Source organism: Erythrobacter sp. S43 (assembly GCF_057364955.1).
Genome location: NZ_CP200285.1, coordinates 1,905,384 through 1,929,033 on the forward strand (window position 1 = coordinate 1,905,384; position 23,650 = coordinate 1,929,033).

At 57.4% G+C, this 23,650-nt stretch carries 25 protein-coding genes, 1 tRNA gene and 1 pseudogene; 12 read left to right on the forward strand and 15 right to left on the reverse strand.

What is annotated here, in order from left to right:
• Positions 1–105 precede the first annotated feature (105 nt).
• Together AC0V6K_RS09330 and AC0V6K_RS09335 are read left to right on the forward strand one after the other, a co-directional pair.
• Positions 106–179 (forward strand) — tRNA-Gln (locus AC0V6K_RS09330).
• 60 nt (positions 180–239) lie between these two features.
• Positions 240–1,112, forward strand: a complete 873-nt coding sequence (locus tag AC0V6K_RS09335; protein WP_472621574.1) for an LOG family protein — start codon at positions 240–242, stop codon at positions 1,110–1,112.
• Between the two features lie 3 nt (positions 1,113–1,115).
• On the opposite strand, the gene thiD is transcribed toward AC0V6K_RS09335, so the two are convergent.
• Genes thiD through glmM form a run of 3 tightly spaced genes read right to left on the reverse strand, consistent with a single transcriptional unit; the run spans position 1,116 to position 3,496 of the window.
• Positions 1,116–1,925: a bifunctional hydroxymethylpyrimidine kinase/phosphomethylpyrimidine kinase gene (thiD, locus tag AC0V6K_RS09340; protein ID WP_472621576.1), complete on the reverse strand. Its 810-nt coding sequence runs from the start codon at positions 1,923–1,925 to the stop codon at positions 1,116–1,118.
• A complete protein-coding gene (locus AC0V6K_RS09345; protein ID WP_472621578.1) occupies positions 1,922–2,146 on the reverse strand; it encodes a DUF1272 domain-containing protein in 225 nt (74 codons plus the stop codon). Before AC0V6K_RS09345 ends, thiD begins: the two co-directional genes overlap by 4 nt.
• A gap of 12 nt (positions 2,147–2,158) precedes the next feature.
• A complete protein-coding gene (gene glmM / locus AC0V6K_RS09350; protein WP_472621580.1) occupies positions 2,159–3,496 on the reverse strand; it encodes a phosphoglucosamine mutase in 1,338 nt (445 codons plus the stop codon).
• Positions 3,497–3,601: 105 nt separating this feature from the next.
• On the opposite strand from glmM, the gene AC0V6K_RS09355 reads away from it, so the two are divergent.
• Complete coding sequence (locus AC0V6K_RS09355; RefSeq protein WP_472621582.1) at positions 3,602–4,882, forward strand: dicarboxylate/amino acid:cation symporter; 1,281 nt, start codon at positions 3,602–3,604, stop codon at positions 4,880–4,882.
• On the opposite strand, the gene AC0V6K_RS09360 is transcribed toward AC0V6K_RS09355, so the two are convergent.
• The gene (locus tag AC0V6K_RS09360; protein ID WP_472621584.1) at positions 4,879–5,496 is read right to left on the reverse strand and encodes a sigma-70 family RNA polymerase sigma factor; all 618 of its coding nucleotides are present in this window, start codon (positions 5,494–5,496) and stop codon (positions 4,879–4,881) included. The two genes, AC0V6K_RS09355 and AC0V6K_RS09360, sit on opposite strands and share 4 nt — an antisense overlap.
• Positions 5,493–5,726, reverse strand: coding sequence for a NepR family anti-sigma factor (locus AC0V6K_RS09365; protein WP_472621586.1), 234 nt, complete (start codon positions 5,724–5,726; stop codon positions 5,493–5,495). Before AC0V6K_RS09365 ends, AC0V6K_RS09360 begins: the two co-directional genes overlap by 4 nt.
• 162 nt (positions 5,727–5,888) lie before the next feature.
• On the opposite strand from AC0V6K_RS09365, the gene AC0V6K_RS09370 reads away from it, so the two are divergent.
• Entirely contained in the window at positions 5,889–7,523 is a 1,635-nt protein-coding gene (locus tag AC0V6K_RS09370) for a CHASE domain-containing protein (protein ID WP_472621588.1), read from the forward strand.
• Here the strand turns inward: AC0V6K_RS09370 and AC0V6K_RS09375 are convergent.
• Both AC0V6K_RS09375 and AC0V6K_RS09380 read right to left on the reverse strand, forming a co-directional pair.
• Positions 7,503–8,297, reverse strand: coding sequence for a response regulator (locus AC0V6K_RS09375; protein WP_472621590.1), 795 nt, complete (start codon positions 8,295–8,297; stop codon positions 7,503–7,505). The genes AC0V6K_RS09370 and AC0V6K_RS09375 overlap by 21 nt on opposite strands.
• Positions 8,298–8,588: 291 nt before the next feature.
• Positions 8,589–9,749 carry an N-acetyltransferase gene (locus AC0V6K_RS09380; RefSeq protein WP_472621592.1) on the reverse strand — a complete coding sequence of 387 codons (1,161 nt, stop codon included), beginning with the start codon at positions 9,747–9,749 and terminating at the stop codon, positions 8,589–8,591.
• A gap of 148 nt (positions 9,750–9,897) precedes the next feature.
• Here AC0V6K_RS09380 and AC0V6K_RS09385 point away from each other — a divergent pair, with 148 nt between their 5' ends.
• Entirely contained in the window at positions 9,898–10,998 is a 1,101-nt protein-coding gene (locus AC0V6K_RS09385; protein ID WP_472621594.1) for a fatty acid desaturase family protein, read from the forward strand.
• A gap of 3 nt (positions 10,999–11,001) precedes the next feature.
• On the opposite strand, the gene AC0V6K_RS09390 is transcribed toward AC0V6K_RS09385, so the two are convergent.
• The 7 genes from AC0V6K_RS09390 to AC0V6K_RS09420 form a co-directional block, all read right to left on the reverse strand.
• Positions 11,002–11,523 carry a GNAT family N-acetyltransferase gene (locus tag AC0V6K_RS09390; protein WP_472621596.1) on the reverse strand — a complete coding sequence of 174 codons (522 nt, stop codon included), beginning with the start codon at positions 11,521–11,523 and terminating at the stop codon, positions 11,002–11,004.
• Positions 11,520–12,617: an LPS export ABC transporter permease LptG gene (lptG, locus tag AC0V6K_RS09395; RefSeq protein ID WP_472621598.1), complete on the reverse strand. Its 1,098-nt coding sequence runs from the start codon at positions 12,615–12,617 to the stop codon at positions 11,520–11,522. The genes AC0V6K_RS09390 and lptG overlap by 4 nt, the downstream gene beginning before the upstream one ends.
• Positions 12,618–12,632: 15 nt before the next feature.
• Entirely contained in the window at positions 12,633–13,889 is a 1,257-nt protein-coding gene (locus AC0V6K_RS09400; protein ID WP_472621600.1) for an LptF/LptG family permease, read from the reverse strand.
• Positions 13,890–13,993: 104 nt separating this feature from the next.
• Entirely contained in the window at positions 13,994–14,467 is a 474-nt protein-coding gene (locus AC0V6K_RS09405) for a DUF427 domain-containing protein (RefSeq protein WP_472626096.1), read from the reverse strand.
• Positions 14,468–14,503: 36 nt separating this feature from the next.
• Positions 14,504–14,896 carry an ATP-dependent Clp protease adapter ClpS gene (gene clpS, locus AC0V6K_RS09410; RefSeq protein WP_472621602.1) on the reverse strand — a complete coding sequence of 131 codons (393 nt, stop codon included), beginning with the start codon at positions 14,894–14,896 and terminating at the stop codon, positions 14,504–14,506.
• 212 nt (positions 14,897–15,108) lie between these two features.
• Positions 15,109–15,918, reverse strand: a complete 810-nt coding sequence (locus tag AC0V6K_RS09415) for a phasin family protein (protein WP_472621604.1) — start codon at positions 15,916–15,918, stop codon at positions 15,109–15,111.
• Between the two features lie 150 nt (positions 15,919–16,068).
• On the reverse strand, positions 16,069–18,012 hold the full coding sequence (locus AC0V6K_RS09420) for a PHA/PHB synthase family protein (protein WP_472621606.1): 1,944 nt from the start codon (positions 18,010–18,012) through the stop codon (positions 16,069–16,071).
• Between the two features lie 154 nt (positions 18,013–18,166).
• Here AC0V6K_RS09420 and AC0V6K_RS09425 point away from each other — a divergent pair.
• From AC0V6K_RS09425 to AC0V6K_RS09455, 7 genes and pseudogenes are all read left to right on the forward strand, one after another.
• A pseudogene (locus AC0V6K_RS09425) lies at positions 18,167–19,367 on the forward strand (LL-diaminopimelate aminotransferase).
• Positions 19,368–19,462: 95 nt separating this feature from the next.
• Complete coding sequence (locus AC0V6K_RS09430) at positions 19,463–20,041, forward strand: helix-turn-helix transcriptional regulator (RefSeq protein WP_472621608.1); 579 nt, start codon at positions 19,463–19,465, stop codon at positions 20,039–20,041.
• A gap of 30 nt (positions 20,042–20,071) precedes the next feature.
• Positions 20,072–20,428, forward strand: coding sequence for a hypothetical protein (locus tag AC0V6K_RS09435; RefSeq protein WP_472621610.1), 357 nt, complete (start codon positions 20,072–20,074; stop codon positions 20,426–20,428).
• The gene (locus AC0V6K_RS09440) at positions 20,429–20,956 is read left to right on the forward strand and encodes a hypothetical protein (protein WP_472621612.1); all 528 of its coding nucleotides are present in this window, start codon (positions 20,429–20,431) and stop codon (positions 20,954–20,956) included. It begins immediately after the preceding gene.
• 43 nt (positions 20,957–20,999) lie between these two features.
• On the forward strand, positions 21,000–21,422 hold the full coding sequence (locus AC0V6K_RS09445; RefSeq protein WP_486172617.1) for a JAB domain-containing protein: 423 nt from the start codon (positions 21,000–21,002) through the stop codon (positions 21,420–21,422).
• Positions 21,419–21,814: a winged helix-turn-helix domain-containing protein gene (locus AC0V6K_RS09450; protein ID WP_472621616.1), complete on the forward strand. Its 396-nt coding sequence runs from the start codon at positions 21,419–21,421 to the stop codon at positions 21,812–21,814. Before AC0V6K_RS09445 ends, AC0V6K_RS09450 begins: the two co-directional genes overlap by 4 nt.
• Before the next feature lie 91 nt (positions 21,815–21,905).
• Positions 21,906–22,718: a crotonase/enoyl-CoA hydratase family protein gene (locus AC0V6K_RS09455; protein ID WP_472621618.1), complete on the forward strand. Its 813-nt coding sequence runs from the start codon at positions 21,906–21,908 to the stop codon at positions 22,716–22,718.
• Positions 22,719–22,721: 3 nt separating this feature from the next.
• On the opposite strand, the gene AC0V6K_RS09460 is transcribed toward AC0V6K_RS09455, so the two are convergent.
• Complete coding sequence (locus tag AC0V6K_RS09460) at positions 22,722–23,501, reverse strand: acyl-CoA thioesterase (protein WP_472621620.1); 780 nt, start codon at positions 23,499–23,501, stop codon at positions 22,722–22,724.
• Between the last annotated feature and the right edge of the window lie 149 nt (positions 23,502–23,650).

Genomic DNA, 23,650 nt, shown 5'->3' on the forward strand with positions numbered 1-23,650 from the left:
AAAGCGCGGATTGCAGGGCACACGAAGCAGGCTTGACGTTGCAGCTACGCAAACCTAGATGCGCGGCTCGCTGAAGCGCGGACACCGATTCCGCAGCTTAGCCAATGCCCCGTCGTCTAATGGTAAGACTACGGACTCTGACTCCGTCAATTGAGGTTCGAATCCTCACGGGGCATCCAACAATCCTCCATTTAGGAACCCGCTTGCCCGCCTCAATTGGCGCGACTAGGGCTATTGATATGACTGAAAAAGATTTGACCGACCGCAAGTTTTACCGTGCGGAACAAGAGACCCGTTTTGTTGAGGAATCGCCTGACAAGACGCCGCAGACCGAACATCCCGCTTACCGTCTCGCTTTCCGAGATACCGATTTCCTGCTGCGCGATGAGCTGCGCCCGGTGCGCTTTCAACTGGAGCTGCTCAAGCCGGAAATGCTGCTTGATGAAGCGCGGGTTGGCTCCACTTTGGTGATGTACGGTTCTGCCCGTATTCCTTCGCCTGAGCAGGCGCAGGCGAAGATTGATGCGGCCAAGGATGGTGACGAGTACGAACAGAAGGTCGCGCAGCGTCTGGCAGACAAAGCCAAGTATTATGAGGAAGCGTACAAGCTCTCTCGCATGGTCTCCGAAAAGGCAATTGTCGAAGAGGGCAAGCGCCAGTTTGTCGTCACCACAGGCGGCGGCCCGTCGATCATGGAAGCGGGCAATCGCGGGGCGAGCGATGCGGGGGCAGAGAGCATAGGCCTCAACATCATCCTTCCGCATGAGCAGGCACCTAACTCATATGTGACGCCTTATCTGTCGCTCAACTTCCACTATTTCGCGCTGCGCAAAATGCACTTCCTTTTGCGCGCGCGGGCCGTGGCGGTGTTCCCGGGCGGCTTTGGCACCTTTGACGAGTTTTTCGAGCTGCTGACGCTGGTCCAGACCGGCAAGATGAAACCAATTCCGATCTTGCTGTTTGGCAAAGACTTTTGGAATCGCGTGGTCAATTTCGAGGCAATTGCCGAGGAAGGCACGATCTCGAAGAAGGACCTTGAGCTGATCCAGTGGTGCGAAACCGCAGACGAAGCGTGGCAGCATATCGCCGATTTCTACGAGCTGGAGCGGTAATTTCTACCCGAGATTGCGGACGGCCTGGTGCCCCAGCGGGCCGCTGCCTGCGCCATATCCTGGTGCGTGAAGGATGGTCTGCCTCACAAATCGTTGCGCGATTCTAACCGCGTTTTCGAGTGGTTGGCCATGCGCAAGTAATGTCGCGATGGCCGACGACAGGGTGCATCCTGTGCCATGGGTGTGCGGCGTATCGATCCGCTCATGCGCGAAAGACACCGGCTCTTGGCCGGGTTTGGCAAGCACGTCGTAGATCTTCTTGTCGACCCCGTGGCCCCCTTTGGCCAGCACGGCACAGCCCACTTCGCCGGCGAAGGCTTTGGCGACATCGCCCATTTCATCCGCGCGCTCGGGCTTTGCTCCGGTCAACTTTTCAAGCTCGGGCAGGTTGGGCGTGATGAGCGTTGCCAACGGGAACAGCTTTTCGCGGATAGCTGTGAGAGCTTCTTCGTCGATAAGCTGCGCGCCGGATGTCGACATGAAAACCGGATCGAGAACGATCGGTACATCAACGCCCGTAAGCGCTTCGGCAATTGCATCGACCATGGTCACATATTGAACCATGCCAATCTTGATCGCCTCTACCCCGATATCATCCATGCATGACTGGATTTGGGTGGCGATGAAGTGGGGTTGCAGGGGCGTGATCGCTTGCACACCGACGCTGTTTTGGGCGGTGACAGAGGTGAGGGCGGTCATGGCGTAACCGCTCAGCATCGTGATTGTCTTGATGTCGGCTTGAATACCCGCGCCACCAGAGGAATCCGATCCGGCAATCGCAAGAACACGCGGCGGCTTTGAAGGCGTGCTCATCCCTTGAATTTCCGCTCCGTGCTGGGTGGGTATTTGGCATGGAGCCGCGCCGCACGGGTCGGGCGATCCATCAATTCACCGCCGCAATTGGGGCAGATGTCATCCAGGTCTTCGGCGCATTCGGCGCAGAAAGTGCATTCAAAGCTGCAGATGAACGCGCCGGGCGCTTCGGCGGGAAGATCGTTGCCGCAACGTTCGCAATCAGGGCGCATTTCCAGCATGGCTTGGCTTTCCTATCGCGCGGAACGGACCGCGTCGCATACGCGGTCTACCACATTCTCCACCTGGGACGCGTCGTCACCTTCGGCCATGACGCGGATCACCGGCTCGGTGCCTGACGGGCGAATGACGAGACGGCCTTTGCCTTCAAGCTCGCTTTCGGCCGCGGCAATTACGGCTTTCACGCCTTCATCCTCAAGCGGTGCGCCGCCTTCATACCGGACATTCTTGAGCAGCTGCGGCACGCGGTCGAACAGGTGCATGATCTCGCTTGCGGGCTTGTCGGATCGCACAAGGCTGCTGAGTACACGAAGCGCAGCGATTGTGCCGTCTCCGGTGGTGCCATGGTCGAGCAGGATCATGTGGCCCGATTGCTCGCCGCCCACATTAAACCCGCCTTCCTTCATGCGTTCGAGCACGTAACGGTCACCCACCTTGGTGCGCTCCAGCGTCAGGCCGATGCTATCGAGATAACGCTCGAGGCCAAGGTTCGACATGACCGTTGCGACAACGCCTCCACCGGTCAGGGCGCCCTTCTCGTGCATGCGTGACGCGATGAGGGCCATGATCTGGTCGCCATCGACCTTTTTGCCTTTCTCATCGACCACGATCAGTCGGTCTGCATCGCCATCCAGCGCGATACCGATATCTGCGCTTTCCTCGACGACTTTGGCCTGAAGCGCTTCGATCGAGGTTGAGCCAACGCCATCGTTGATGTTGGTGCCATTGGGCGAAACGCCGAGCGTAATGACGTCCGCGCCCAGTTCCCAGATGGCCGAAGGGGCAACTTGGTAGGCTGCACCGTTGGCGCAATCCACTACGACTTTGAGCCCGTCAAACCGCACTTCACTCGCCACGGATTGCTTGACCGCGTGGATATAGCGCCCGCGTGCATCCTCGATACGGCGTGCGCGGCCGATCTTTTCTGCTGGGGCAAGAGGGATGTCGGTTTCGAGCAGCCGCTCAATCTCCGCCTCGGCTTCATCTGACAGTTTGAACCCGTCCGGGCCGAACAGCTTGATCCCGTTATCGGCGTAGAGGTTGTGACTGGCGGAAATCATTACGCCCATATCGGCGCGCATTTCACGGGTGAGCAAGGCGATGGCTGGGGTAGGGAGCGGGCCGGTCATGATCACGTCAATTCCGACGCTGGTGAAGCCGGCCACCAAAGCGCTTTCCATCATGTAGCCGGAAAGACGGGTGTCTTTGCCGATCACTACGCGGTGACGGTGCCCGCCGCGTACAAAGTGCCGACCGGCGGCCTGTCCGACCTTCATCGCAGTCGCGGCGGTCATCACACCATCATTGGTGCGGCCTCTAATTCCGTCTGTTCCGAAGAATTTGCGCGCCATATTTGGCCTCGCCCCCTGTTTTGGTGCTTCAAGCGGTTTGTCAGGCGCTTCTGGCGCGGTTATCGCGCAAAAGAAAGGGCGAAGCGCAACACGAAGGGGCCTCAGTTGCCAAATGATACAATTCCGGCGGCGGGTGAGAGCCGTTTTGAACTGATTGCGATCCGGTTGCCCGTGGTGGCGACCTTTGCGGCGCTTGTCCTGGGGCTGGTCCTGGGGATGGTTTTTGCGGGCAGTGGCTTGCCAGACTGGATCAAGGATACGGTCGGTCTGATCGGCACTTTGTGGCTGCGTGCGCTTCAGATGACGATCATTCCGCTGGTGGCGAGCCTGCTGGTGCTGGGCATTGCTCAGATGATCGACGCCGCGCGTGCGGGCAAAGCAGCGGTGAAGTTCCTCGCACTGGTGTTTGGCGTTTTGATTGCGGGCGGCTTGATTACCGCGCTTGCCATGCCGCTGGCGCTGGACTGGGTTCCGATTCCGGAGGCAGCGAGCGGATTTCTGGCTGAAGTGCCGAATGACGAACAACAAGTGCCCGGCGTGCTCGACTTCCTTGCCTCACTGATCGCGCCCAACATGATCGCCGCCGCCTCGACCACCGCGATGCTGCCACTAACGATCTTCTTCGCGCTGTTTGCGGTGGCGATTTCGAAGCTGCCGAACGGGCAGGGTGCGACTTTGCTCGGCTTCTTCCACGCGCTCGCCAACGCCATGCTGATGATTATTGGCTGGGTGCTGTGGCTCGCGCCCATCGGCGTGATGGCATTGGCGTTCGGCGTTGGCCTTCGCAGTGGAGGCGGGGCGTTTGCGGCTCTGGCGCACTACATCCTGATCGTATCGGCGATGGGCGGGTTCATTTTGGTGCTGGCATACGTGCTGGCATGGGCACTGGGCGGGATCAGCCCGCTGCGCTTCACCAAAGCCCTGATTCCGGCGCAAGCGGTTGCGGTGTCGACGCAAAGTTCGCTCGCCAGTCTGCCCGCCATGCTCGACAGTTCAGGGCGGCTTGGGTTGAGGCAAGAAACTGCCGAATTTGTGCTCCCCCTGGCCGTCGCGATTTTCCGCGCGACAAGTGTGGCGATGAACCTTGCGGTGGTGCTTTATGTCGCCGCGCTGGCGGGTGTCGAAGTCGCAATACCGCTCCTGATCGTCGGAATAGGTGTCGCGGTCATTATCAGCATTGGATCTGTCAGCCTTCCCGGCTCGATCAGCTTCATTGTTTCCATCGGCCCGATCGCGCTAGCAATGGGCGTGCCGATTGAGCCCTTGGCGCTGTTGGTGGCGGTGGAGATGCTGCCCGACATCATGCGCACGCTCGCAAATGTCACTATGAACGTGGCGGTGACGTCGGTGGTGGATCGCGGCGCGGAAGAGCCAGAGGGCGCTTAACGTTTGGCGGTTTCGCCCTGACCGGCGGCCACCATATCGAGTTCTTCGAGTATGGCTCTGTGCGCGGTTGCATCTTCGACCGAGCGTTGCGGGATGCTTCCTTCGGCCAACATGGCATTGAGCGTCGCACGGGCACGGCCCACACGGCTTTTGATTGTTCCGACTGCGCAGCCACAGATTTGCGCCGCCTCTTCGTAAGAAAATCCACCAGCACCCACCAGAAGCAAGGCTTCGCGCCGTTCGGGCGGAAGAGTTAGCAAGGCCCGGTGCATATCGGACAGGTGGATCGGCTCTTCCTGCCCCGCAGGCGCGGTCAAAATGCGTTCGGCGACGCCTTCATCATACTCCCCGCGGAAACGGTTGCGGCGCATGTCCGTGAGATAGGCGTTGCGCAGGATAACGAAGGTCCAGGCGCGCATAGAGGTGCCGGGCTCAAAACGGTCTTGCGCGGCCCATGCTTTGAGAAGTGCTTCCTGAACAAGATCATCGGCCATGTCCGGACGCCCGCAAAGCCCGCGCGCAAAGGCGCGAAGGTGCGGCACGACTTCGGTCAATTCACGTTTGAAATCAGCCCTTTCGGCGGCGGTACGTTTTGGGGTCTCTTTGGCTGTCATTGACCCTCCCCGTCCCCGGCGGACATATCGTCGTCACCGGAGGAGGGGATAGCGTCACCATCAAGTTTGTCGAGCAAGTCCATGAAGGAATCCGGGATCGGTTCTTCAACGACTGAATCGTACAATTGCTTGAGGCCACCCGCCCACTCTGGCTTTGACCGGCCACTTTTGGCAGCGCCTGGGCCGCCATCGCCTTCCGGCGTATCATTTGACTGGTCGTCGTGTGCCATTTGCTTTGCAGCGTACTTTCGTTTTCGATCCCATGGGCAAAACAAGCAAAAAGCCGTGCAAACAGCCGTTCTGACCGTTTCGCCCGATGCTCTTTTGCCTCACCGGAATGGAACGATCAAGCGTATGCATTGTTCCTTGATCGATGGGAGACCGGTGTTTGGATGGCTGCGGAATCGCAACTCGAGAATGATGCACCCAATGTGTCAGGCGCACGCCAGTGGCTTGCCGCCTATCCACGCGCCATTCCGTTTGCGCTGTTTTTTGCCATTATTGCCAGCACGGCGCTGAGCGTCTTTGCGATTGAGAGCAACGCTCGCAACAAAGAGAAAGCGCAGCTGACCGAGTACGCGCAAACGATTGCCAGCTCGCTTGAACGGCGCGGAACCGGTTTTTCGTCGTACCTTCGCGCCGGCGCCGCGCTCTTCGCGGGATACGACGATGTGAGCCCGCGCCTGTTCGGCCAGTTTGTCGCTGAATTGCGGCTCGATGTGGAGAATACGGGGGGCGACGGATTCGGTTGGATCAAGATCGAGAGTCCCGAAGATCAGCGAACCGGCGATCTGTCCCAAAGCAAAGCCATCGTTACGTTGTTTGCGCCAGAGAATGTGCGGAACCGCCGGGCATTGGGATTTGATATGATGTCCGATCCGATCCGTGCAACTGCGCTCGACGAAGCGCGCCGCACTGTCAGGCCAACGGCTTCAGGCCGGATTGTGATCGCACAGGAAGGTGAAAGCAAAGCGCCCGGTTTCCTCATCGTGATGCCGATCTACAAATCCCAGAGCGAGGAGCGTGAGCTAGGCGGGTTCATTTACGCGCCCTTCAATGCCTCTGACTTTCTCGACGCGGCGTTGGAGCGCGGCGGGCCAAGCGAAATAGGCGTGCGGCTCTATGATGGTGAGATAACCAGTGGGCACTTGCTTGCCCAGCGCAATATCGAAGACGCCATGCAAGAGCGCGTCGAGCAGACCGTAACGATAGGCAACCGGCAGATGGCCTTGGTTGTTGAAGGGCCCAAGAGCGGCGTATTGGCGCCCTTGTCGATGCTGACCCTGATGTTCGGGCTGGCGGTGGCGGTCTTGCTGTTGATGCTCGCGCGTCTGCTGACCCAGCAGGCGTTTGAAGATCAGGCGCGGCTTGAGTTCTACCAAGAGCAGAACTCGATCCGCAATTCGCTAACGCGGGAGCTGAACCACCGCGTCAAGAACACGCTCGCTAATGTGCTTTCCATCCTGTCTCTCACGCGCAGGCGCACCGATGATCTGGATGAGTTCGCAGATAGTCTGCAGGGCCGCATCCGCGCTTTGTCCGCTACGCACGACCTATTGACCCATTCCGATTGGGGCACGATCCCGATGCGCGCGGTGATCGAGGCGGAGCTTCAGCATTTCCGGGGCTCACAGGACAATCCTGTATTTATCGAAGGTCCGGAGGTTGAGCTGGCTCCCAATGATGCGTTGTCATTCGGCCTTGCTATGCATGAACTGGCGACGAATGCTGCTAAGTTCGGAGCGCTAAGCGTCAATGGCGGATCGGTAAAAGTGATCTGGACCCAGATTGATAAGGGGCTCGCCGAAGTTGTCTGGACCGAAAGCGGCGGACCCGAGGTGCCAGACGAAAGATCGCGCGGATTTGGCATCGAGCTGATTGAGAAGATTGTCGCTCACGAACTGCGCAACCCGGTGGAGCTGAGTTTCCGCAAGCAAGGCGTCAATTGCGTCGTGCGGGTCCCGATCCGCGAGGCAGGCGAATTCAAGGTCCGGCAGAGTGGGCCTTTAGTCCATCGGGCGGGTTGAGCCGAAAAACAGTGCTTGGCTGATCGCGGCGCGAACCGTGCGTTCATCGAATGGCTTGGTGACAAGATAGGTCGGCTCTGGCCGGTCGCCGGTTAACAAGCGTTCGGGGAAGGCGGTGATGAAGATCACCGGCACGCTGCCAATCGCGAGGATATCGTCAACCGCATCCAAGCCCGATGATCCATCGGCCAGTTGGATATCCGCCAGAACCAGACCGGGATTGCCGTTCGCCACAATTTCCTGCGCCTGTGTGCGCGTGGCGGCAGTGCCATAGACATCATGGCCGAGCGATTTGACGAGGTCTTCCAGCTGCATGGAGATCAGCGGCTCGTCTTCGATAATCAGGACGGATGTCGCCTGTTCGCGGTCAATCTCTTCAACCGCTTCGGCTACGAGCGCTTCGACCTTTTGGGTGTCGAGTTCCATGATCTCAGCTGCCTGCGCAGGTGAGAAGTCTTCCAGTGTCGTCAGCAGCAGGGCCTGACGGTTCAGCGGCGTGATGGCGCCGAGCTTGTCTTGGGCGCCAGCTTCATGTTCGCCGGTCTCACTGTCGGCGTCTTCGACTTGCAGATAAGCGCTCGACCAGATCTTGTTGAAGGCCCGGTAGAGCGGGATACGCCCGCCTTCAAACGACGCCTTAAGCTCTTCATCTGCGAGCGCAGCCTCAAGTGTGGCCCGCACAAATGCGTCTCCGGCAGACTGCGATCCTGTCAGAGCGCGTGCATAGCGGCGCAGAAACGGCAGGTTGGTCGCAACGATTTGGCCAAGAGACATGGTTGTTTTTCCGATTCTGCAATTGCGGTTGTGGGCCGATGTAGGAAATTATCGGTGCGGGGCAATAGCCGATGCTTTCCAACATGGCCGGTTTCGGAAAGCCCCCGCCCCGTATGTACTTGATCAGTTTTGCGCCGGACGGAAAATAATTTCGCACATCGGGAACCGCTTTCTGCGGCGAGCATTATCAGTGTATCACCGCCGAGACCCCCCTCCCGTCCAAGCGGCTGGTGATACGATCCCGAAAGGCCTCCACTCATACGAGTGGAGGCCTTTTTTCGTTGGTTGGCCCTACGCCAGACCTTTCTCATAGATCGCGTATTCGCGGTTGATCTTGCTTTCGATCGTATCAGCGATCGCGACCATCCCTTGATTGTCTTCAAGGATCCAGCCGATCTCGCCGCGTATGGAACCGAATGTGCCATTGGCTTCCTTGCGGATTGCGTCGATCATCATAAAGGCTAACTGGCTGGCCATGCGCGAGTTCTGAAACTCTTTGAGCACACCCATCAACGGCACGCGCATGTCCGATCCCTTGGGTTTCCTCAGCCAGCGAAGGATGTGAAACCAGCCGGTCGGGAACAGCTTGCCGTTAGTCTTGGCCAGCACGTCATTCATATCGGGGAAGGTGAGCATGAAGGCGACCGGTCGTCCATCGACCTCGGCGATCATGTTCAGTTCTTCATGGATGATCGTTTTCAGCTTTTTGCCTGCATAAGCCACTTCTTCTGGTGTGAAGGGAACAAAGCCCCAATTGTCTGACCACGCGTCGTTGAGGATCGATAGAACTGTTGCAGCTTCGGCATCCCAATCAGACTTGCGGACTTTGCGCACATTGATGCGGCTGTTGCGCGCACCCGATTTGACGATGCGCTGAACCAGCGGTGGAAACTCGTTGCTGATATCGAGGTCGTAGGTGAACAGCGTCTTGGCTCGGGTGAAGCCGTAGCTCTCGATCCATCCGGCATAGCTTGCGGGATGATGGCCCATCATAATGACGGGCGCGTGGTCCTGCCCCTTCACAAGCAGACCGGGTTCTTCCCAAATCGAAAGCGAGATAGGGCCGAGCACACGGGTCATGCCTTCACCGCGCAGCCATTCCTCGGCACGGGAAAGAAGAGCGTGGGCTACCGCCTGATCCTCCGCGTCGAAGTATCCGAATAGGCCAGTACCGGGGCCAAACCCTTGCTCGGCCGGTTGGGCGATGGCCATATGATCGAGATGCGCGGTGATCCGCCCGACATCGCGTCCGCTGCGCGTGGCGATGAAGAAGGCGACCTTGCCGTGCAGAAAAAACGGGTTCTTGTCTGGATTGACCAGCTCCAGCTGTTCGCCGCGCAATTGCGGGACCGAATTTTCCAAAGATGCGGCGAATTCCCGTCCCAGATCGACGAAGCGGGCACGCCCACGCTTGTCGCTGACCTCCTCGATCCTTATTTCTGCGTCCGTCACGCGATGTTTCCCGTAGTTGTTTGCGTCAGATCAATGCGTGTGTGTCGCGCGAAATGGATAGGCGCAACCCAATCGATCACTCTTATGGGCACATCTTGTTTGGAAGCGCGGGCCGAATTGCGGTAAGGCGGCGCTGGAATTTGAAACTATGAACATTCAACCTAGCCTTGATCCGGCGCAGTCGACGCCCTCTGGTAAAGCTTCGCAGCGCGCGAAGCGTGCCGATTTCCAGACTCTGGATGACAAGGACATGCTGCGTGCCGCACGTGACCTCACAAAGGACTTGGGAGAGGCGAAGGGCAACGTCTATTGGCCCGATATGCTTTTCTCGGTCGGCATCGGCTATGCCGGAATTGCGACTGCCATTTTGACCGAGAATATTGGAATTGCGGTACTCGCTGGGTTGATTGCATCGCTCGCCATGTACCGTGCGCTGATGTTCATTCACGAACTGACGCATATTCATAAGAACGCGCTGCCCGGCTTCCGCACTGGTTGGAACCTGCTGGTTGGCATCCCGCTCCTTACGCCGAGTTTCATGTATGAAGGTGTGCATGTGATCCATCACAAGCGCACACAATATGGTACGATTGAGGATCCGGAATACCTTCCGCTGGCGCTGATGAAGCCGTGGAGCCTGCCTTTGTTCGTCCTTGTGGCGATCCTTGCCCCGATCGCGCTTATTGTCCGCGCCGCGGTGCTTGTGCCGCTGGGCATGGTGATCCCTGTTGTGCGGCGCCTGACATGGGAGCGTGCTTCATCGCTGTCGATCAATCCGGATTTCCGCCGCAAGGCACCGACGGGTGACTTCAAGAAGCGCGTGGCGTGGCAAGAGCTGGGTGTGTTTGTGTGGTCATGGACCCTTCTGGCAAGCACGCAATTTCTTGGCTGGAAGCCATTGCTCGTTGCGCTTGCGATCCTCTCGCTGACTGCGACATTGAACCAGCTGCGAACTCTTGTTGCCCACCTTTGGGAGAACGAAGGAGAGCCGATGACGGTGACTGCGCAATATCTCGACAGTGTGAACGTGCCGCCTCCGGGTTTGGCTGCCGAGATTTGGGCGCCCGTGGGCCTGCGCTATCACGCGCTGCATCACCTGATGCCATCCATGCCTTATCACGACCTGCCCGAAGCGCATCGCCGCTTGGCACGAGAGCTGGGCAAAGGCTCGACCTATGAAGGTGCGAACCATCCGGGCATGCTGAACCTTGTTGGACGGATCGCCAAAAGCACGATGCTCCCGCGATAGGGCTTAGTCCAGAAACGCAATCATCGCACAACGGCGCTCGGCTGGTAGGCCGTGATCGGCCTCGACCGCCAGTTCTCCAGCCAAACGCGGGTGGGCGTCTAGTGCGGTGACTTCTTCAAAGCCCAGCTTTGCATAGAAGGGGGCATTCCACGGAACATCGACAAAGGTGGTCAGCGTCACCGCCTTGAACCCAGAATTGCGCGCGTCGATCAGACAAGCGCGCAACAGCCCTGCGCCAATGCCGCGTTGCTGATAATCAGGGTGCACATCCATTTCCCAGATATGCAACTCGCGCGAGAACGGCTCATTGACGAGGAAGCCCGCCATGGCGTCGCCTACATGCGCGACAAGGCAATGACCTTTGCGGATGTACTTCTCGAGCTTGTCGACCGGCAGAGTGTGCGTTCCCGCAATACCTGCCAATCCTTCTATGCCTGCAAACAGCTTGCCTGCGGCGGCTTCAATGGCAGGCATATGTTCGGCATCGCCTTTGCGCGCGAGCCGCAGCGACCAGTCGTCGCTCATTCCTCTGTCCTGATAAGGACAGTCTCACCCACCAGCAGGAACAGGAAGAACGGCGCCCATGCGGCAAGGAAGGGCGGATAGCCGCCGAAACTGCCCATAGCGAGCGCGGCGTTATCGACTACGAAATAGGCGAAGCCCAAAGCCATGCCGATCAGTGCGCGCACGAAGAGTTGTCCTGACCGCGCAAGGCCAAAGGCGGCAATGGAGCCAAGCAACGGCATCAGGAACGCAGAGAGCGGTCCCGAAATGCGGTGCCACCATTTGGCGCGCATTTCGGATGTCCGCCGACCGAGCGCTTCGAAAGCGTCAATCGTCTCGCGCAGCTCAAAGAAGGACTGCCCGTCCGGGTCCACCGATTGCAGGTCAATGCGTTCAGGTGTCAGCGTTTCGCCCACGGTCAGTGCGTCGATGTCCTGCGCCTCTGCGCTGCCAACATCAAACCGCTTCGGGCTTTCCAACCGCCAGCCGGGATTGGCGAACGTCGCGGAATCCGCTGTTATTTGTTGTCTGATTAGGCCGCTCGGAGAACGTTCGTACCATGTCACCTTGGACATTCTGATTCCGCCGCCGCTACCCGAAAGCGTTTCCGCGGTCAGAATGTTCTTCCCGTCTGTCAGGTAGACATTGGCGCGTGTGCCTGTGTCTTCGGGTATCTTGCCGTATTCGACCGACTCCCACGCTTTGAGCGTTGAATTGGCCCGCGTCACGACACGCTCGTTGAAAGCAAAGCTCAGCAAGGCAATCACACCTGCCGTCAGCAGCAAGGGCGCAAGCACCTGATGCGCAGAAAGCCCGGCAGCCTTCATCGCGACCACTTCGCTGTTGGCGTTGAGCGTTACCAGCGTAATGAGAGTGGCCAACAAGACCGAATAAGGCAGGAAACGCGAGACCAGCTGAGGCACACGTAAGGAGACATACTTCCATATCTCCGCCTGCCCGTTGCCCTCTGGTGTCAGAATATCGCCGGTGCGTGACAGCAGATCGAGCATCATCAACACCAGCACCAGCATCACCAGCACGGCAAAGATGCGGACGATAAACAGCTTCGCCAGATAAAGCGTCAGCGTGCGCGAAGGAAAGAAATCAAGCTGCATGGATCCTACCTACGCCTATTCTGCCGGAGCCATGCCTGAGCGCGCACTGTCCTGCGGCGTTTCTTCGGCGTTCTTGGGGCGTTTGCGGGCGAAGAGTTTGCCCACCCGCTTGCTCATCTTGGAGAACACCGATTCCAGCGCGCCGATCGCTTGACCGCCAGGCACAAAAGCAACCCGATAATACATCCAGATGATCAAAGCTGCGAAGAGCGAGAACGGGATCCAGAAGGCTGTGAGCGCATCGAACCGGCCGAGAGAGACGAGGTCTTCGCTGTACTGATTGACCTTGTGATAGGAGACCACCATCACGATCGAGACGAACACGCCTAGGGCGCTGCTTGACCGTTTGGGCGGGATCGCCAAAGCCACTGCTAGCAGCGGCATAAGCAGCATCATGACCAACTCAACCAGCCGGAAGTGGAAGGTTGCCTGACTGGCATCGCTTAAATCGGCCTCTTCGCGGTCGGGTGACCAGCCGATCTTGAGCAATTCGGGCAGGATAAACTCGCGTGCACCTTCGCCGCGATCACGAAACTCCTCAATCGCGGGCAGATCGATGGGCAGGTCATGTTTGCTGAACGAGAGAACGCGCGGATCTTCCGAGCCAGTGTCTTGAACGATCGTCCCTTCGGTCAATCTCAGGATGATAGTATCCGGGTTGTCGCTAGTGGACAGGAATGAGCCTTCGCGCGCGCTGATTGAGAGAACCTGATCTTTCTCATTGGCGACACGGGCAAAGATCCCGTGCAGTTTTCGTCCTTCGTCTTCGCTGGCTTCGATGCGCAGAGCCATGCGGTCTGCAAGCGTAGTGAACTCGCCAACCTTGATCGAGGCACCCAACGCGCCCGAGCGCAGCTCGTACTCCATCTGCTTGTAATAATACTGGCTGACCGGCTGAACGTAAAAGACGAGGCCGATATTGATTGCCATGAGGATGGCGGTGAGAACATATGGCACGCGCAGCAAACGGCCGTAGCTCAGGCCTAGCGCTCGCATAACGTCGAGCTCGCTTGTGGTCGCCAGTTTCCGGAATGCGAACAAGACACCGAGCAAAAGACCGAGCGGGATCGCCAGACTGGCGTATTCCGGCATCAGAGCGGCGAGCATCTTGAATACCACACCAATAGGCCCGCCTTCGACCGCGACGAAATCGAACAGACGCAGCATCTGGTCAAGCAGCAACAACGACGCCGCAAGCGCAAACACGCCCAACATCGGCACAATCGTCAGCCGGAAGACGTAGCGATCAATGGCAGGGATGAAGTTGAACACGTCGGCGCGGTTGGACTCAGGTTTGCGTTATGTCTTCGGCCATAGCGGGAAAAATCGGCCGGGTCATGGGGCGATGTGTAACGGCCTTGGGATTGGACGCTGCATCACCAGAAACGACTTCCGGGTATGCCCTTAAATGGGCCAGCTTCGTATTGGCTGATCCACCCGCCATAAAAGCCGCCGGGCTGAGGGGTGATGACCTCTCCATCGACCATGCACTGATCGAACGGGTCGGGATAAAAGGCGAGGTAATCCTTGATTGCAGCAAAAGCCGAAGTGGGATTGCGATAGCACCAAACTGCGGCCTCGATCCGCTCACCTTTCAGATTTACATCGAAGTATGCGGCTTGCCCCTTCCACTCGCAGAGCGATCGGTGCGAATTTGTCTCGAGAAACTCGAAAGCGACATCTTTTGGCGGGATGTAGTAGGTCGGCGGATGGCTGGTTTCGAGCGTGCGATAGGCAGCCACGGTGTCCGCCAGCGTTACTCCACGATGGATCACCTGAATGCGCCGAGGTGTCGGTTCGCAAATGGCGGGGCGGGGATAATCCCAGACGCTTTCTTGACCGGGGCCGATGGGATCAGGTTCGGGGTGTCCTAGCACCGCCGTGCCTTACGCTTTTTCAAGCGTGCATTGAAGCGGGTGCTGGTTCTGACGCGCGAAGTCCATCACTTGATTGACCTTGGTTTCGGCCACTTCGTAAGGGAATATCCCGCACACACCCACGCCGCGCTGATGGACATGGAGCATGACACGGGTTGCCTGCTCCAGATCCATTCCGAAGAAACGCTTCAAAACCGTCACGACGAATTCCATCGGCGTGTAGTCATCATTGAGCATCAGGACTTTGTACTGGCTCGGCTTCTTGGGCTTGGCGCGTGTTTTGGTCGCGACGCCTGCTTCGCCATCGGTGTCCTGATCGGCATCTTTGTCACCCGCGGCCACAATCGACGCGAGTGGTCGCGCTGAACCCTGTTGGGCTGAATTGATGCGGGGATGTGCCATTGGCCCTTCATTATGGGAAACGATTGCCGGTCCGCAAGAGGCGAAAGTCGCCACACATCTACAACGGGTTCCCTTCCAGTCGGTTCACAAGGAACAAAAAGAAAGGGCCGGATAGACCATGTGCGGTCTATCCGGCCCAGCGCTATAGAAAGCGCGCTTTCTTGAACCGGGATTGGGAGAGAGAGGAGAGGCCCGGTCCAGGAAGTTCTTAGTTAGGCAGCTTTCGAGATCTTCTCGGCAGCAACGCTCACGCGGTTCGAAATCGGAGCGAACGCGTCGTTGTAGAGCTTGACCCATGCTTCGGTGCGCTTGGAGCCGTAGCCCACAACAGCGTCGAAGTTGCGGCGTGCCAGTTCACCCTGGAGCTGGAACAGCTCGGTCGGTGACTTGATAGCAGCCATTTTCTTGGCGTCTTCGGTGACGGTTTCGACGACAGTCTTGCCGGTCTCAACATTGTCTTTCACCAGATCTTGTGCGCCGGTGAAGAAGATCTTGCCGCTTTCGACGACTGCATCGACATTGGCTTTGTTGAACTCGCCAAACTCGCCAGCGAACTCGCTCGACTTGGCGTAAGCGGTTTTTACACGCTCTTGAACGTCAGCGGCCATTTCTTTGGCTTGTGCGGTGAAATCGGTCTTTTCTGCGGTAGCCATGATGGTGTCCTTCAATTTCGTAACTGGGTTGGTTTCGGTCTTTGCTGCCACCTTGGCCGGTGCCTTCTTGGCGACTGGCTTCTTGGCAGGTGCTTTCTTCGGAGCTGCTGCTTTCTTGGCTGGAGCCTTCTTCGCAGTAGCTTTTTTGGCGACGGTCTTGGCCGGCGCTTTTTTCGCGGCAGGCTTCTTAGCAGCGGTTTTGGCAACTACCGGCTTTTTGGCCGGTGCCTTTTTCGCTGGAGCCTTCTTGGCAGCCGGAGCGGCTTTCTTTGCCGGAGCAACTTTCGGAGCAGCCGTTTTGGCGGCAGCTTCTTCGTAAGCTTTCTCAGCAGCAGCATCGATCTTCGACTGTGAGTTCGTATCAGCCATGATTACCTCGTTTCATGTTGCACTGCACAAAATAGACATTGCAACTGCGAAGTCAAGGGTTTTTTGTGCAGTGCACAAAAATGGCTTATAGCGTTGAAATATTGAGATTAAGCACGGATTTGAGGCCGATAAGTGAAGAGGAATCTCGCTTTATCGTGTCTTCACATAACGGCCAGGAGCGTCCTCAATGACCTTGTCCCCGCGACCGCCCGGCTTGCGTTTGCCGGTTGCGGGCACTTTGGCGGCGTCCTGCGTTTCGAGCCAGTCCATCCAATGCGGCCACCAGCTGCCCGGATGCTCTTCGGCGCTGTCGATATAGTCTTTGAGAGATGCAGCTTTGTTGTCGCCAACCCAGTATTGGTATTTGTTCGCGGTCGGCGGATTGACCACGCCAGCGATATGGCCCGAGCCAGCCAATAGAAACTCGAGCGGTCCGCTGAAGTGTTCGGTGATGCGCCATACGCTTTCGGGCGGGGCTATGTGATCTTCGCGGCCCGCTTGCACGAAGCTTGGTGTTTTGACCTTGGTCAGATCAATCGGCGTGCCGTTGGCAGAGAGCGAGTCAGGTTTGACCAAGCGGTTGTCGCGATACAGGTCTCGCAGATAGTCATTGTGCCACTTGGCCGGCAGGTTGGTGACGTCGCCGTTCCAGTGGAGCAGGTCGAACGCAGGATAGTCCTCACCCATCAGGTAATTGTTGACGACATAATTCCAGATCAGGTCCTTGCCGCGCAACGCGTTGAAGGTAGCGGCGAGGTATCGACCGTCGAGATAACCTTGCGGCGAGAGGTTCTCGATCATCTCCAACTGGCCATCATCAATGAAATGCTTGAGGTCACCTGACTTCTCAAAGTCGACCTGCGCTGTGAAGAAGGTGGCTGATTTGACCTTATCCGCTTCCTCGCGCCGCGCGAGAATGGCCAGTGTCGCAGCGAGGGTTGTGCCCGCCACACAATATCCGATTGTGTGAACGCTGGGCACTTTCAGTCGCTCGCGCACCTGATCGATCGCGTCGATTTGTGCCGCAATGTAATCGTCCCAGACAACTTCGCCCAAACTGTCGTCGGCGGACTTCCAACTGACCACGAACACGCTCAAGCCCTGATCGACGGCCCATTTAATGAAGCTCTTCTTCGGCGTCAGATCGAGGATGTAGAAGCGGTTGATCCACGGCGGGAAGATCACCAGCGGCACTTCGTATACGTCCTTGGTCGAAGGCGAATATTGCACCAACTGATATAGCGGCGTTTCGTGCACCACCTTACCTGGCGACGCGGCTAGGTTCTCGCCTAAAGTGAAAGCATCTGGATCGGTGTGGGTTAGCTGACCGCGCTTCATATCGGTAATCAGGTGCTCCATCCCGCGGACTAGATTTTGCCCCTTGGTCTCGATCGTACGCTTCATTACCGCCGGATTTGTCAGCAGGAAGTTGGCCGGGCTCAAAGCCTCGGAAAGCGCGGTGACTGCGAACTCAAGTTGTTTGCGCTTCTCCTTGTCCAACCCGTCAATGCTCTTGACGGATTGCTGAAAATACTCCGTCAGCATCAGATAGGTCTGATGCAGAAGCGTGAAAGCAGGATGTCCCCGCCACGCCGGATCGGCGAAACGACGATCCTTGTGCGGAAGGGCATCGGCCCTTTCCTTGTCTTCGGACTGGCCACCCCAAGGTCCGGCAAAACTATTGAACACGCCTTGCCAAAGCTGGAGCGTGTCTTGCGCTAGCTTCGATGGGGTGGCCACCATGCTGCTTGGCACCTGTTTCAGCATGCCCTGAGAAATGGTGAGCCATTGAGCAGGGTCGAGCATGGAGCCGCTCGAAACACTGCCTTTTGCAGTTTGCGATGCTTGATTTGCGACAAATTCCAGCCACATCTTCTGCATCTGGGCGCTGGCCTTGGCCCATTCGCCCAGCTCGCCCGCTCCGATCCCATCAGGTAGTATTGCTTTCAGTTGCTCGAGCGCGCCGCCTTCGCCGTCGCCATTCTGTGTCAGCTTGGCAAACATATCTTGCAAGGCCTTGCCCTGCATCGAGAGCATGGATCCTAAGGCATCCATCGGGTTGCTGTCCCCACTGCTATCATCGTGCTGGGCCATATCCCATTGGTCCTTTTGCTCGGCGTGGTGCAAATGAGTTGTGCGAGTCTGGGTATGCTTTAGCGAAAACGCCTTCCCACATCGACCGATAAAGGCTTAGTATCATACGTATGTCGAGGTATGACTTGATTGCGCAATCAGGGGACAAATTGCAATGAATGACCAATTCTATCGCATGAAGCGGCTGCCGCCCTATGTGATTGCGGAGGTCAACGCGATGCGTCACGCTGCGCGCCAGCAGGGTGAGGACATTATCGACCTAGGCATGGGCAACCCGGATCAACCTCCGCCCCAGCATGTGATCGACAAGCTTTGTGAAGTGGCTATGAAGCCCGACGCACATGGCTACTCCCAATCAAAAGGCATTCCGGGTCTGCGCAAGGCACAGGCCAATTACTACGCACGCCGATTTGGGGTTGAGCTGAATCCCGAAACCGAAGTGGTTGTGACGATGGGATCAAAGGAAGGTCTGGCAAGCCTTGCGACCGCGATTACGGCACCGGGCGATTGCGTGCTCGCGCCCAATCCTTCCTACCCGATCCACACGTTCGGCTTCATCATCGCCGGTGCGACGATCCGATCGGTCCCGACGACCCCAGATGAAAGCTATTGGAAGTCGCTCGAAAGTGCGATGGACTTCACCGTGCCGCGGCCAAGCGTGTTGGTGGTCAGTTACCCCTCTAACCCGACTGCCGAGACGGTTGATCTGGCATTTTACGAACGGCTGGTTGCTTGGGCTAAAGAGAACAAGGTTTGGCTGCTGTCCGATCTTGCCTATTCCGAGCTTTATTTTGACGGCGTGCCCACACCTTCGATTATGCAGGTGAAGGGCGCGAAGGATGTCGCGGTTGAATTCACCAGCATGAGCAAGACTTATTCGATGGCCGGTTGGCGCATGGGCTTTGCTGTAGGCAATGAAAAACTGATCGCGGCTTTGACGCGCGTAAAGTCTTACCTCGATTATGGCGCCTTCACTCCGATCCAGGCTGCCGCATGTGCGGCGCTGAATGGGCCTCAGGACATAGTCGAGACAGAATCGTGAGCTTTACCGCAAACGCCGCGATGTGATGGTCGACTCTTTTGCACGCGCTGGTTGGGATATCCCTCCCCCTGCAGCATCGATGTTTGCATGGGCGCCTTTACCACCAGCTCTTAAGGAAATGGGTAGCCTGGAGTTCTCCAAGCAACTGCTCACAGAAGCCAAAGTCGCCGTCGCACCGGGCGTTGGCTATGGCGAGGAAGGCGAGGGGTTCGTTCGCATTGCTATGGTTGAGAACGAGCAACGGCTCCGTCAGGCGGCCCGAAATGTGAAGAAGTATCTGTCTTCTTTGGGCATCAACAGCACCGCTGCCTGACCAATTCAATTCGTTGAATGCGGTATACGATCCGGCAAAGAAAATGACGGGCGATGAAAAATTAACTATATGATACCTTTTGCAAGGAGAAAGTCATGCCGTCCGCAGCGCCCAGAAAGCTGACTGAGCGTCAGCGCGCTGTGATTGAGCGCATAGATCGGCGCGTTCCGATCAAAGTCATTGCGCAGGAACTTGGCGTCTCTGAAACGCGAATTAATCAGCATATTCGCGCACTTAAAGACATTTTTGAAGCGGCAAGTTTGAACGAGTTGGTCGAGCTCTATCGGGCGACCAAAGCGGAAGCGAGTGCAGAAAACTCCGACCCTTCAGGTAAGGGCTTCAGAGATTCTGCATACAACAAAAGTCAGGTTCCAAGCGCCAGTTCAGACATGGAAAACGGTCTTTGGGTCGACGAAGGCGAACTGGTGATGAGCGATGCAGGTGTTCTGATCCAGCAGGCTCCCTGGTTAAAACCTGGAGATCCTGGCGAGCCGAATGTTGTCCCCGGGGTGCTCGACGGCGAGCACGCCATTCTGTTTCGCTTGGCTGCGATTGTCGGGATCGGATTCGGTTTTCTCGGAGCTCTGGTTCTGACGCTTACGGCCGCAGTCACAATAAGCGAGGCATTGGATGGCCGTGCAACTGTCCCCGTGGATGAAGAAGGCTACTCCTGACGGGCAGCGGAGAGGCACGGAGAAACTTCGATGACCGATCGCATGATGAACGATGCTCAGAATTTGAAAAAGCTGATCCGCGAAGCCGAAGCGCTCGCAGATGAATCGATGATTGCGTTTGCGCGCCTGAAACAGGCGATGTTGGCTGCCCGCCAAAACCCTAGTGTTGAAGTGTCCGCCGGACAGCGCGCTCTAATGCGCCTTTCCCAAGCGGAAAATCAGGCTATGGCGATGTCGACCAATCTGCTGCGTGTGCATGACGACCTTAGCAAGATTGCTACCGAGAAGATGGGTAATGAAGATATTCCTACCAGCATCTCTCCTGAAGCTCTGCACAACCCGCACCATAAGGAAGGTTCGCCGGAGAGCGCAAAAGCGGCTGTCTAAATGATGACCGATTTGCTGCACGCCTGGGAAATTCGCAGCCTGGTTCAGGATATACTTGTGATATCCTTGCTGCTTGCGGCGTTTCTTTTTGGGGCCTGGCCTGAGCGTGCAGCAATTGCCACTTGGTGGATATGCTTTGAGATACCGGGGCTGATTTATCGAGATCTACTGGGGATCGAAGTCCTTGTGACTGGGGTAGACCCCTTCCTGGTGTCAAAGGACGTGGCAGCTGGCGTACTTTGGATCTTGCTCGCCCTCTATGCGAATCGCAACTACACGTTGTGGATCGCTGGCGTTCAATTGTTGGCAATCGGTGCTCATGTGGCTCGTGGCCTGGTCGACTCTATTTCACCAATCGGGTTCGTGTTCCTTGTCGTTGCCCCCGGCTGGTTGCAGCTGATTTTTATGATCATTGGTTTCACTCGCCATTATCTCCGTACCAAGGAGTACGGGAGTTATCGTCAATGGCGGATATCTCGCCCCCATGGCAAAGTTATGCCCTCAGCGCAGTTGAGTGATTTCAATTGATCGAGGTGACCGCCTTTGAACTTCGAGCTTCGCGGTTAGAGTTATGATACTGGCTCCTGTTCGCTCATCCGTGCCTGTATCGGACACAAGCGAGGCGCAGCTGGCGACTATGGTCGGCTATCTCCGGTCAGTTGTAATCGCACAACCTTTTGCCAAGGAACGGTTTCACGTGGTCTTTCTGGATGATCAGCGCCGATATATTGGCGCTTCTCCCATGGGTCGTGGAGCAATCGGCGCACTTACTGTTAGGATACGCGAGCTGTTCCGGTCTGCCTTGGCGATCAATGCATCGGCCATCATAGTAGCGCATAATCATCCGTCCGGCATTTGCCGGCCCAGCGATATCGATATCTCTGAAACGCGTCGACTGGCCTCCATAGCCCAGGCGCTGGACATCGAGCTGATCGATCATCTGATTTTCACTCAGGAAAGCCTCTATTCGATGCGGGCAGGGGGTGATCTTTGAGCTCATCGCCCGCACAAGATGATTTTCCTTCCAGCGACACGCTGATCCCCCGGTTTCGGGATGCAGGAGACATCACTCTAGATCTCTTTCACCGTGATGGGCGGGTTGATGACAAGTGGTTGGCGCTGCATCCGCGCGAATTCGAGTTGCTTTGGCGCCTTGCGGAGGAGCCTGGGAAAAGGCTGACGCGGAAGCAACTGCTGGCCGATGTGTGGCGAATCACGTTCGAACCAGAGACGAACAGTGTTGCCGTACATGTAGCGCGTGTGCGGGCCAAACTGGCTGTGTTCGGCCTCGCAGGTATCCTCGTCACGCACCCCGATGGGGGCTACCTCCTCGATACGTCTCCTAGGCCCACCACATTTCAAATCAGCGAACCGACTGAGGGTTGAGTGCACACTTCGCACTGGACTTGGCTTGTTCCATTCGCCAGTTTCCGGTTTCAAATCGCAATCAAGATATTCGAATAAAGAGGCCTGAAACATGTCCGCTACTCTGACCGCCAACGACCGCGTATCCATCAGCCTAGGTGACGACGGCGTCGCACAGGTCCGGTTGACCCGTGGCGACAAGATGAACGCGCTCGACCCGGAGATGTTTGAACGCATCATCGAAGCGGGCAGCGCGCTCCATAAGATGGATGGGGTTCGCGCAGTCGTGCTTTCAGGTGAGGGGCGCGCGTTTTGCGCGGGACTGGACACAGCAAGTTTCACCCGCACGCCAAGCTCGGATGAGCCAGAACTGACCGAACGGACTTATGGCAATTCGAACAAGTTTCAGCAGGTCGCGATGACCTGGCGCAAACTGCCTGTTCCTGTGATCGCCGCTTTGCACGGGGTTTGTTTCGGTGGCGGACTTCAGATTGCAAGCGGAGCGGATATTCGCATTGCACATCCCGATACCCGCATGGCGATCATGGAGATGAAGTGGGGCCTAGTCCCGGACATGGGCGGCTATGCCCTTTGGCGCGGATTGGTGCGCGACGATATTCTGCGCGAGCTTGTTTACACGAACCGTGAGTTCAGCGGTGCGGAGGCGCAGGCGCTGGGCCTTGCAACATATCTGGACGAGGAACCGCTTGCCCGTGCCACGGCGATTGCAACTGAAATCGCCAATCGCAACCCGCACGCGATCCGAGCGGCAAAGCGTCTATCGGCGGGTATGATCGAACGCGATACCGATGCAATCCTTCTTGAGGAAAGCATCGAACAACATGCTATCATGCGCACCAAGAACCAAGTCGAAGCCGTGATGGCCGGCATGCAGAAACGCGCGCCGAACTTCGAGGATGTTTGAGGCTTAACCGAAGATCGCGACGTTCTGGATCCCGTCGATCACTTGTTTGCCTTCGCGGTCCCACATCCGCAGCCGTTCAGAAGAGTATCCGGCATCGGCGTGCTGACTGGCATTTTCGGCCAGATACCAGCCACCGCCTGACTGGGTCTCTGGATCGAGCACATTGAATGACCAGTTGATCGAGCTGATCGGTCCCATGCGCTGCATAATGCGCATTGCGCCGGGCGGATTGACGTCTCCCATCAGCACCAATTTCCCAACTGGGTCCAACTCGTGGTCTTCGGTCAAGCGCGCCCAACGGCGAATAATCGCACCGCGATCAGCATCCTTGTCCTGACCATAGCGCACTTCAAAATTGTTCTGAATGAAAGAAGGGCCAACGCCCTTCATGGCAACGGCGTTCTCATCGGGCTCACCCGGCCATGCCTCAGGTGCATCGGCTTCGCGCAAGGCATTGGCTTCGCGCCCCGTCCCGAACAGCCAGAACGCAGTCAAAGCTACTTTTCCTTCAGACAGAATTTCGCTGCGAATTTGCGTCACATTGCGCCCCTGGCGAATAATCTCCGCTGAGAGTTCAATTTCTTCGCCAACAGGCGCAACAAAGCCGACCTGCGCCGCACGCAGTGGGGGCAGATCGGTGAAAGCACGTGTCGTCATGGTGTAGGCGACAAGAGCCGAAGCCCCGCCATATAATGTACGTCCCTGCATCCAGTCGGCGGCATGATCTAGGCGGGCGGGTCCGGGCTTCCCGGTGATAGGTTCAAGCAAGCTTGCAATGGTCATGAGAGTTCCCGTGCCTCGTCGAACGCAATAGGTCCAGACTGACGTTGCGTAAGGCGATTGGTTCCATAGGCTCAAGGAAATGCACTGGGCAGACCCGTATTCGTCAATGTCCGATTGCCTTTGCCCACGCGAGATCGCTAGTGGCACGC

Coding starts and splice junctions, on each gene's coding strand:
- AC0V6K_RS09335 (WP_472621574.1), top strand. CDS start 240: ATGACTGAAAAAGATTTGACCGACCGCAAGTTTTACCGTGCGGAACAA.
- thiD (WP_472621576.1), bottom strand. CDS start 1,925: ATGAGCACGCCTTCAAAGCCGCCGCGTGTTCTTGCGATTGCCGGATCG.
- AC0V6K_RS09345 (WP_472621578.1), bottom strand. CDS start 2,146: ATGCTGGAAATGCGCCCTGATTGCGAACGTTGCGGCAACGATCTTCCC.
- glmM (WP_472621580.1), bottom strand. CDS start 3,496: ATGGCGCGCAAATTCTTCGGAACAGACGGAATTAGAGGCCGCACCAAT.
- AC0V6K_RS09360 (WP_472621584.1), bottom strand. CDS start 5,496: ATGACAGCCAAAGAGACCCCAAAACGTACCGCCGCCGAAAGGGCTGAT.
- AC0V6K_RS09365 (WP_472621586.1), bottom strand. CDS start 5,726: ATGGCACACGACGACCAGTCAAATGATACGCCGGAAGGCGATGGCGGC.
- AC0V6K_RS09370 (WP_472621588.1), top strand. CDS start 5,889: ATGGCTGCGGAATCGCAACTCGAGAATGATGCACCCAATGTGTCAGGC.
- AC0V6K_RS09375 (WP_472621590.1), bottom strand. CDS start 8,297: ATGTCTCTTGGCCAAATCGTTGCGACCAACCTGCCGTTTCTGCGCCGC.
- AC0V6K_RS09385 (WP_472621594.1), top strand. CDS start 9,898: ATGAACATTCAACCTAGCCTTGATCCGGCGCAGTCGACGCCCTCTGGT.
- AC0V6K_RS09390 (WP_472621596.1), bottom strand. CDS start 11,523: ATGAGCGACGACTGGTCGCTGCGGCTCGCGCGCAAAGGCGATGCCGAA.
- lptG (WP_472621598.1), bottom strand. CDS start 12,617: ATGCAGCTTGATTTCTTTCCTTCGCGCACGCTGACGCTTTATCTGGCG.
- clpS (WP_472621602.1), bottom strand. CDS start 14,896: ATGGCACATCCCCGCATCAATTCAGCCCAACAGGGTTCAGCGCGACCA.
- AC0V6K_RS09415 (WP_472621604.1), bottom strand. CDS start 15,918: ATGGCTGATACGAACTCACAGTCGAAGATCGATGCTGCTGCTGAGAAA.
- AC0V6K_RS09420 (WP_472621606.1), bottom strand. CDS start 18,012: ATGGCCCAGCACGATGATAGCAGTGGGGACAGCAACCCGATGGATGCC.
- AC0V6K_RS09430 (WP_472621608.1), top strand. CDS start 19,463: ATGCCGTCCGCAGCGCCCAGAAAGCTGACTGAGCGTCAGCGCGCTGTG.
- AC0V6K_RS09435 (WP_472621610.1), top strand. CDS start 20,072: ATGACCGATCGCATGATGAACGATGCTCAGAATTTGAAAAAGCTGATC.
- AC0V6K_RS09440 (WP_472621612.1), top strand. CDS start 20,429: ATGATGACCGATTTGCTGCACGCCTGGGAAATTCGCAGCCTGGTTCAG.
- AC0V6K_RS09445 (WP_486172617.1), top strand. CDS start 21,000: ATGATACTGGCTCCTGTTCGCTCATCCGTGCCTGTATCGGACACAAGC.
- AC0V6K_RS09455 (WP_472621618.1), top strand. CDS start 21,906: ATGTCCGCTACTCTGACCGCCAACGACCGCGTATCCATCAGCCTAGGT.
- AC0V6K_RS09460 (WP_472621620.1), bottom strand. CDS start 23,501: ATGACCATTGCAAGCTTGCTTGAACCTATCACCGGGAAGCCCGGACCC.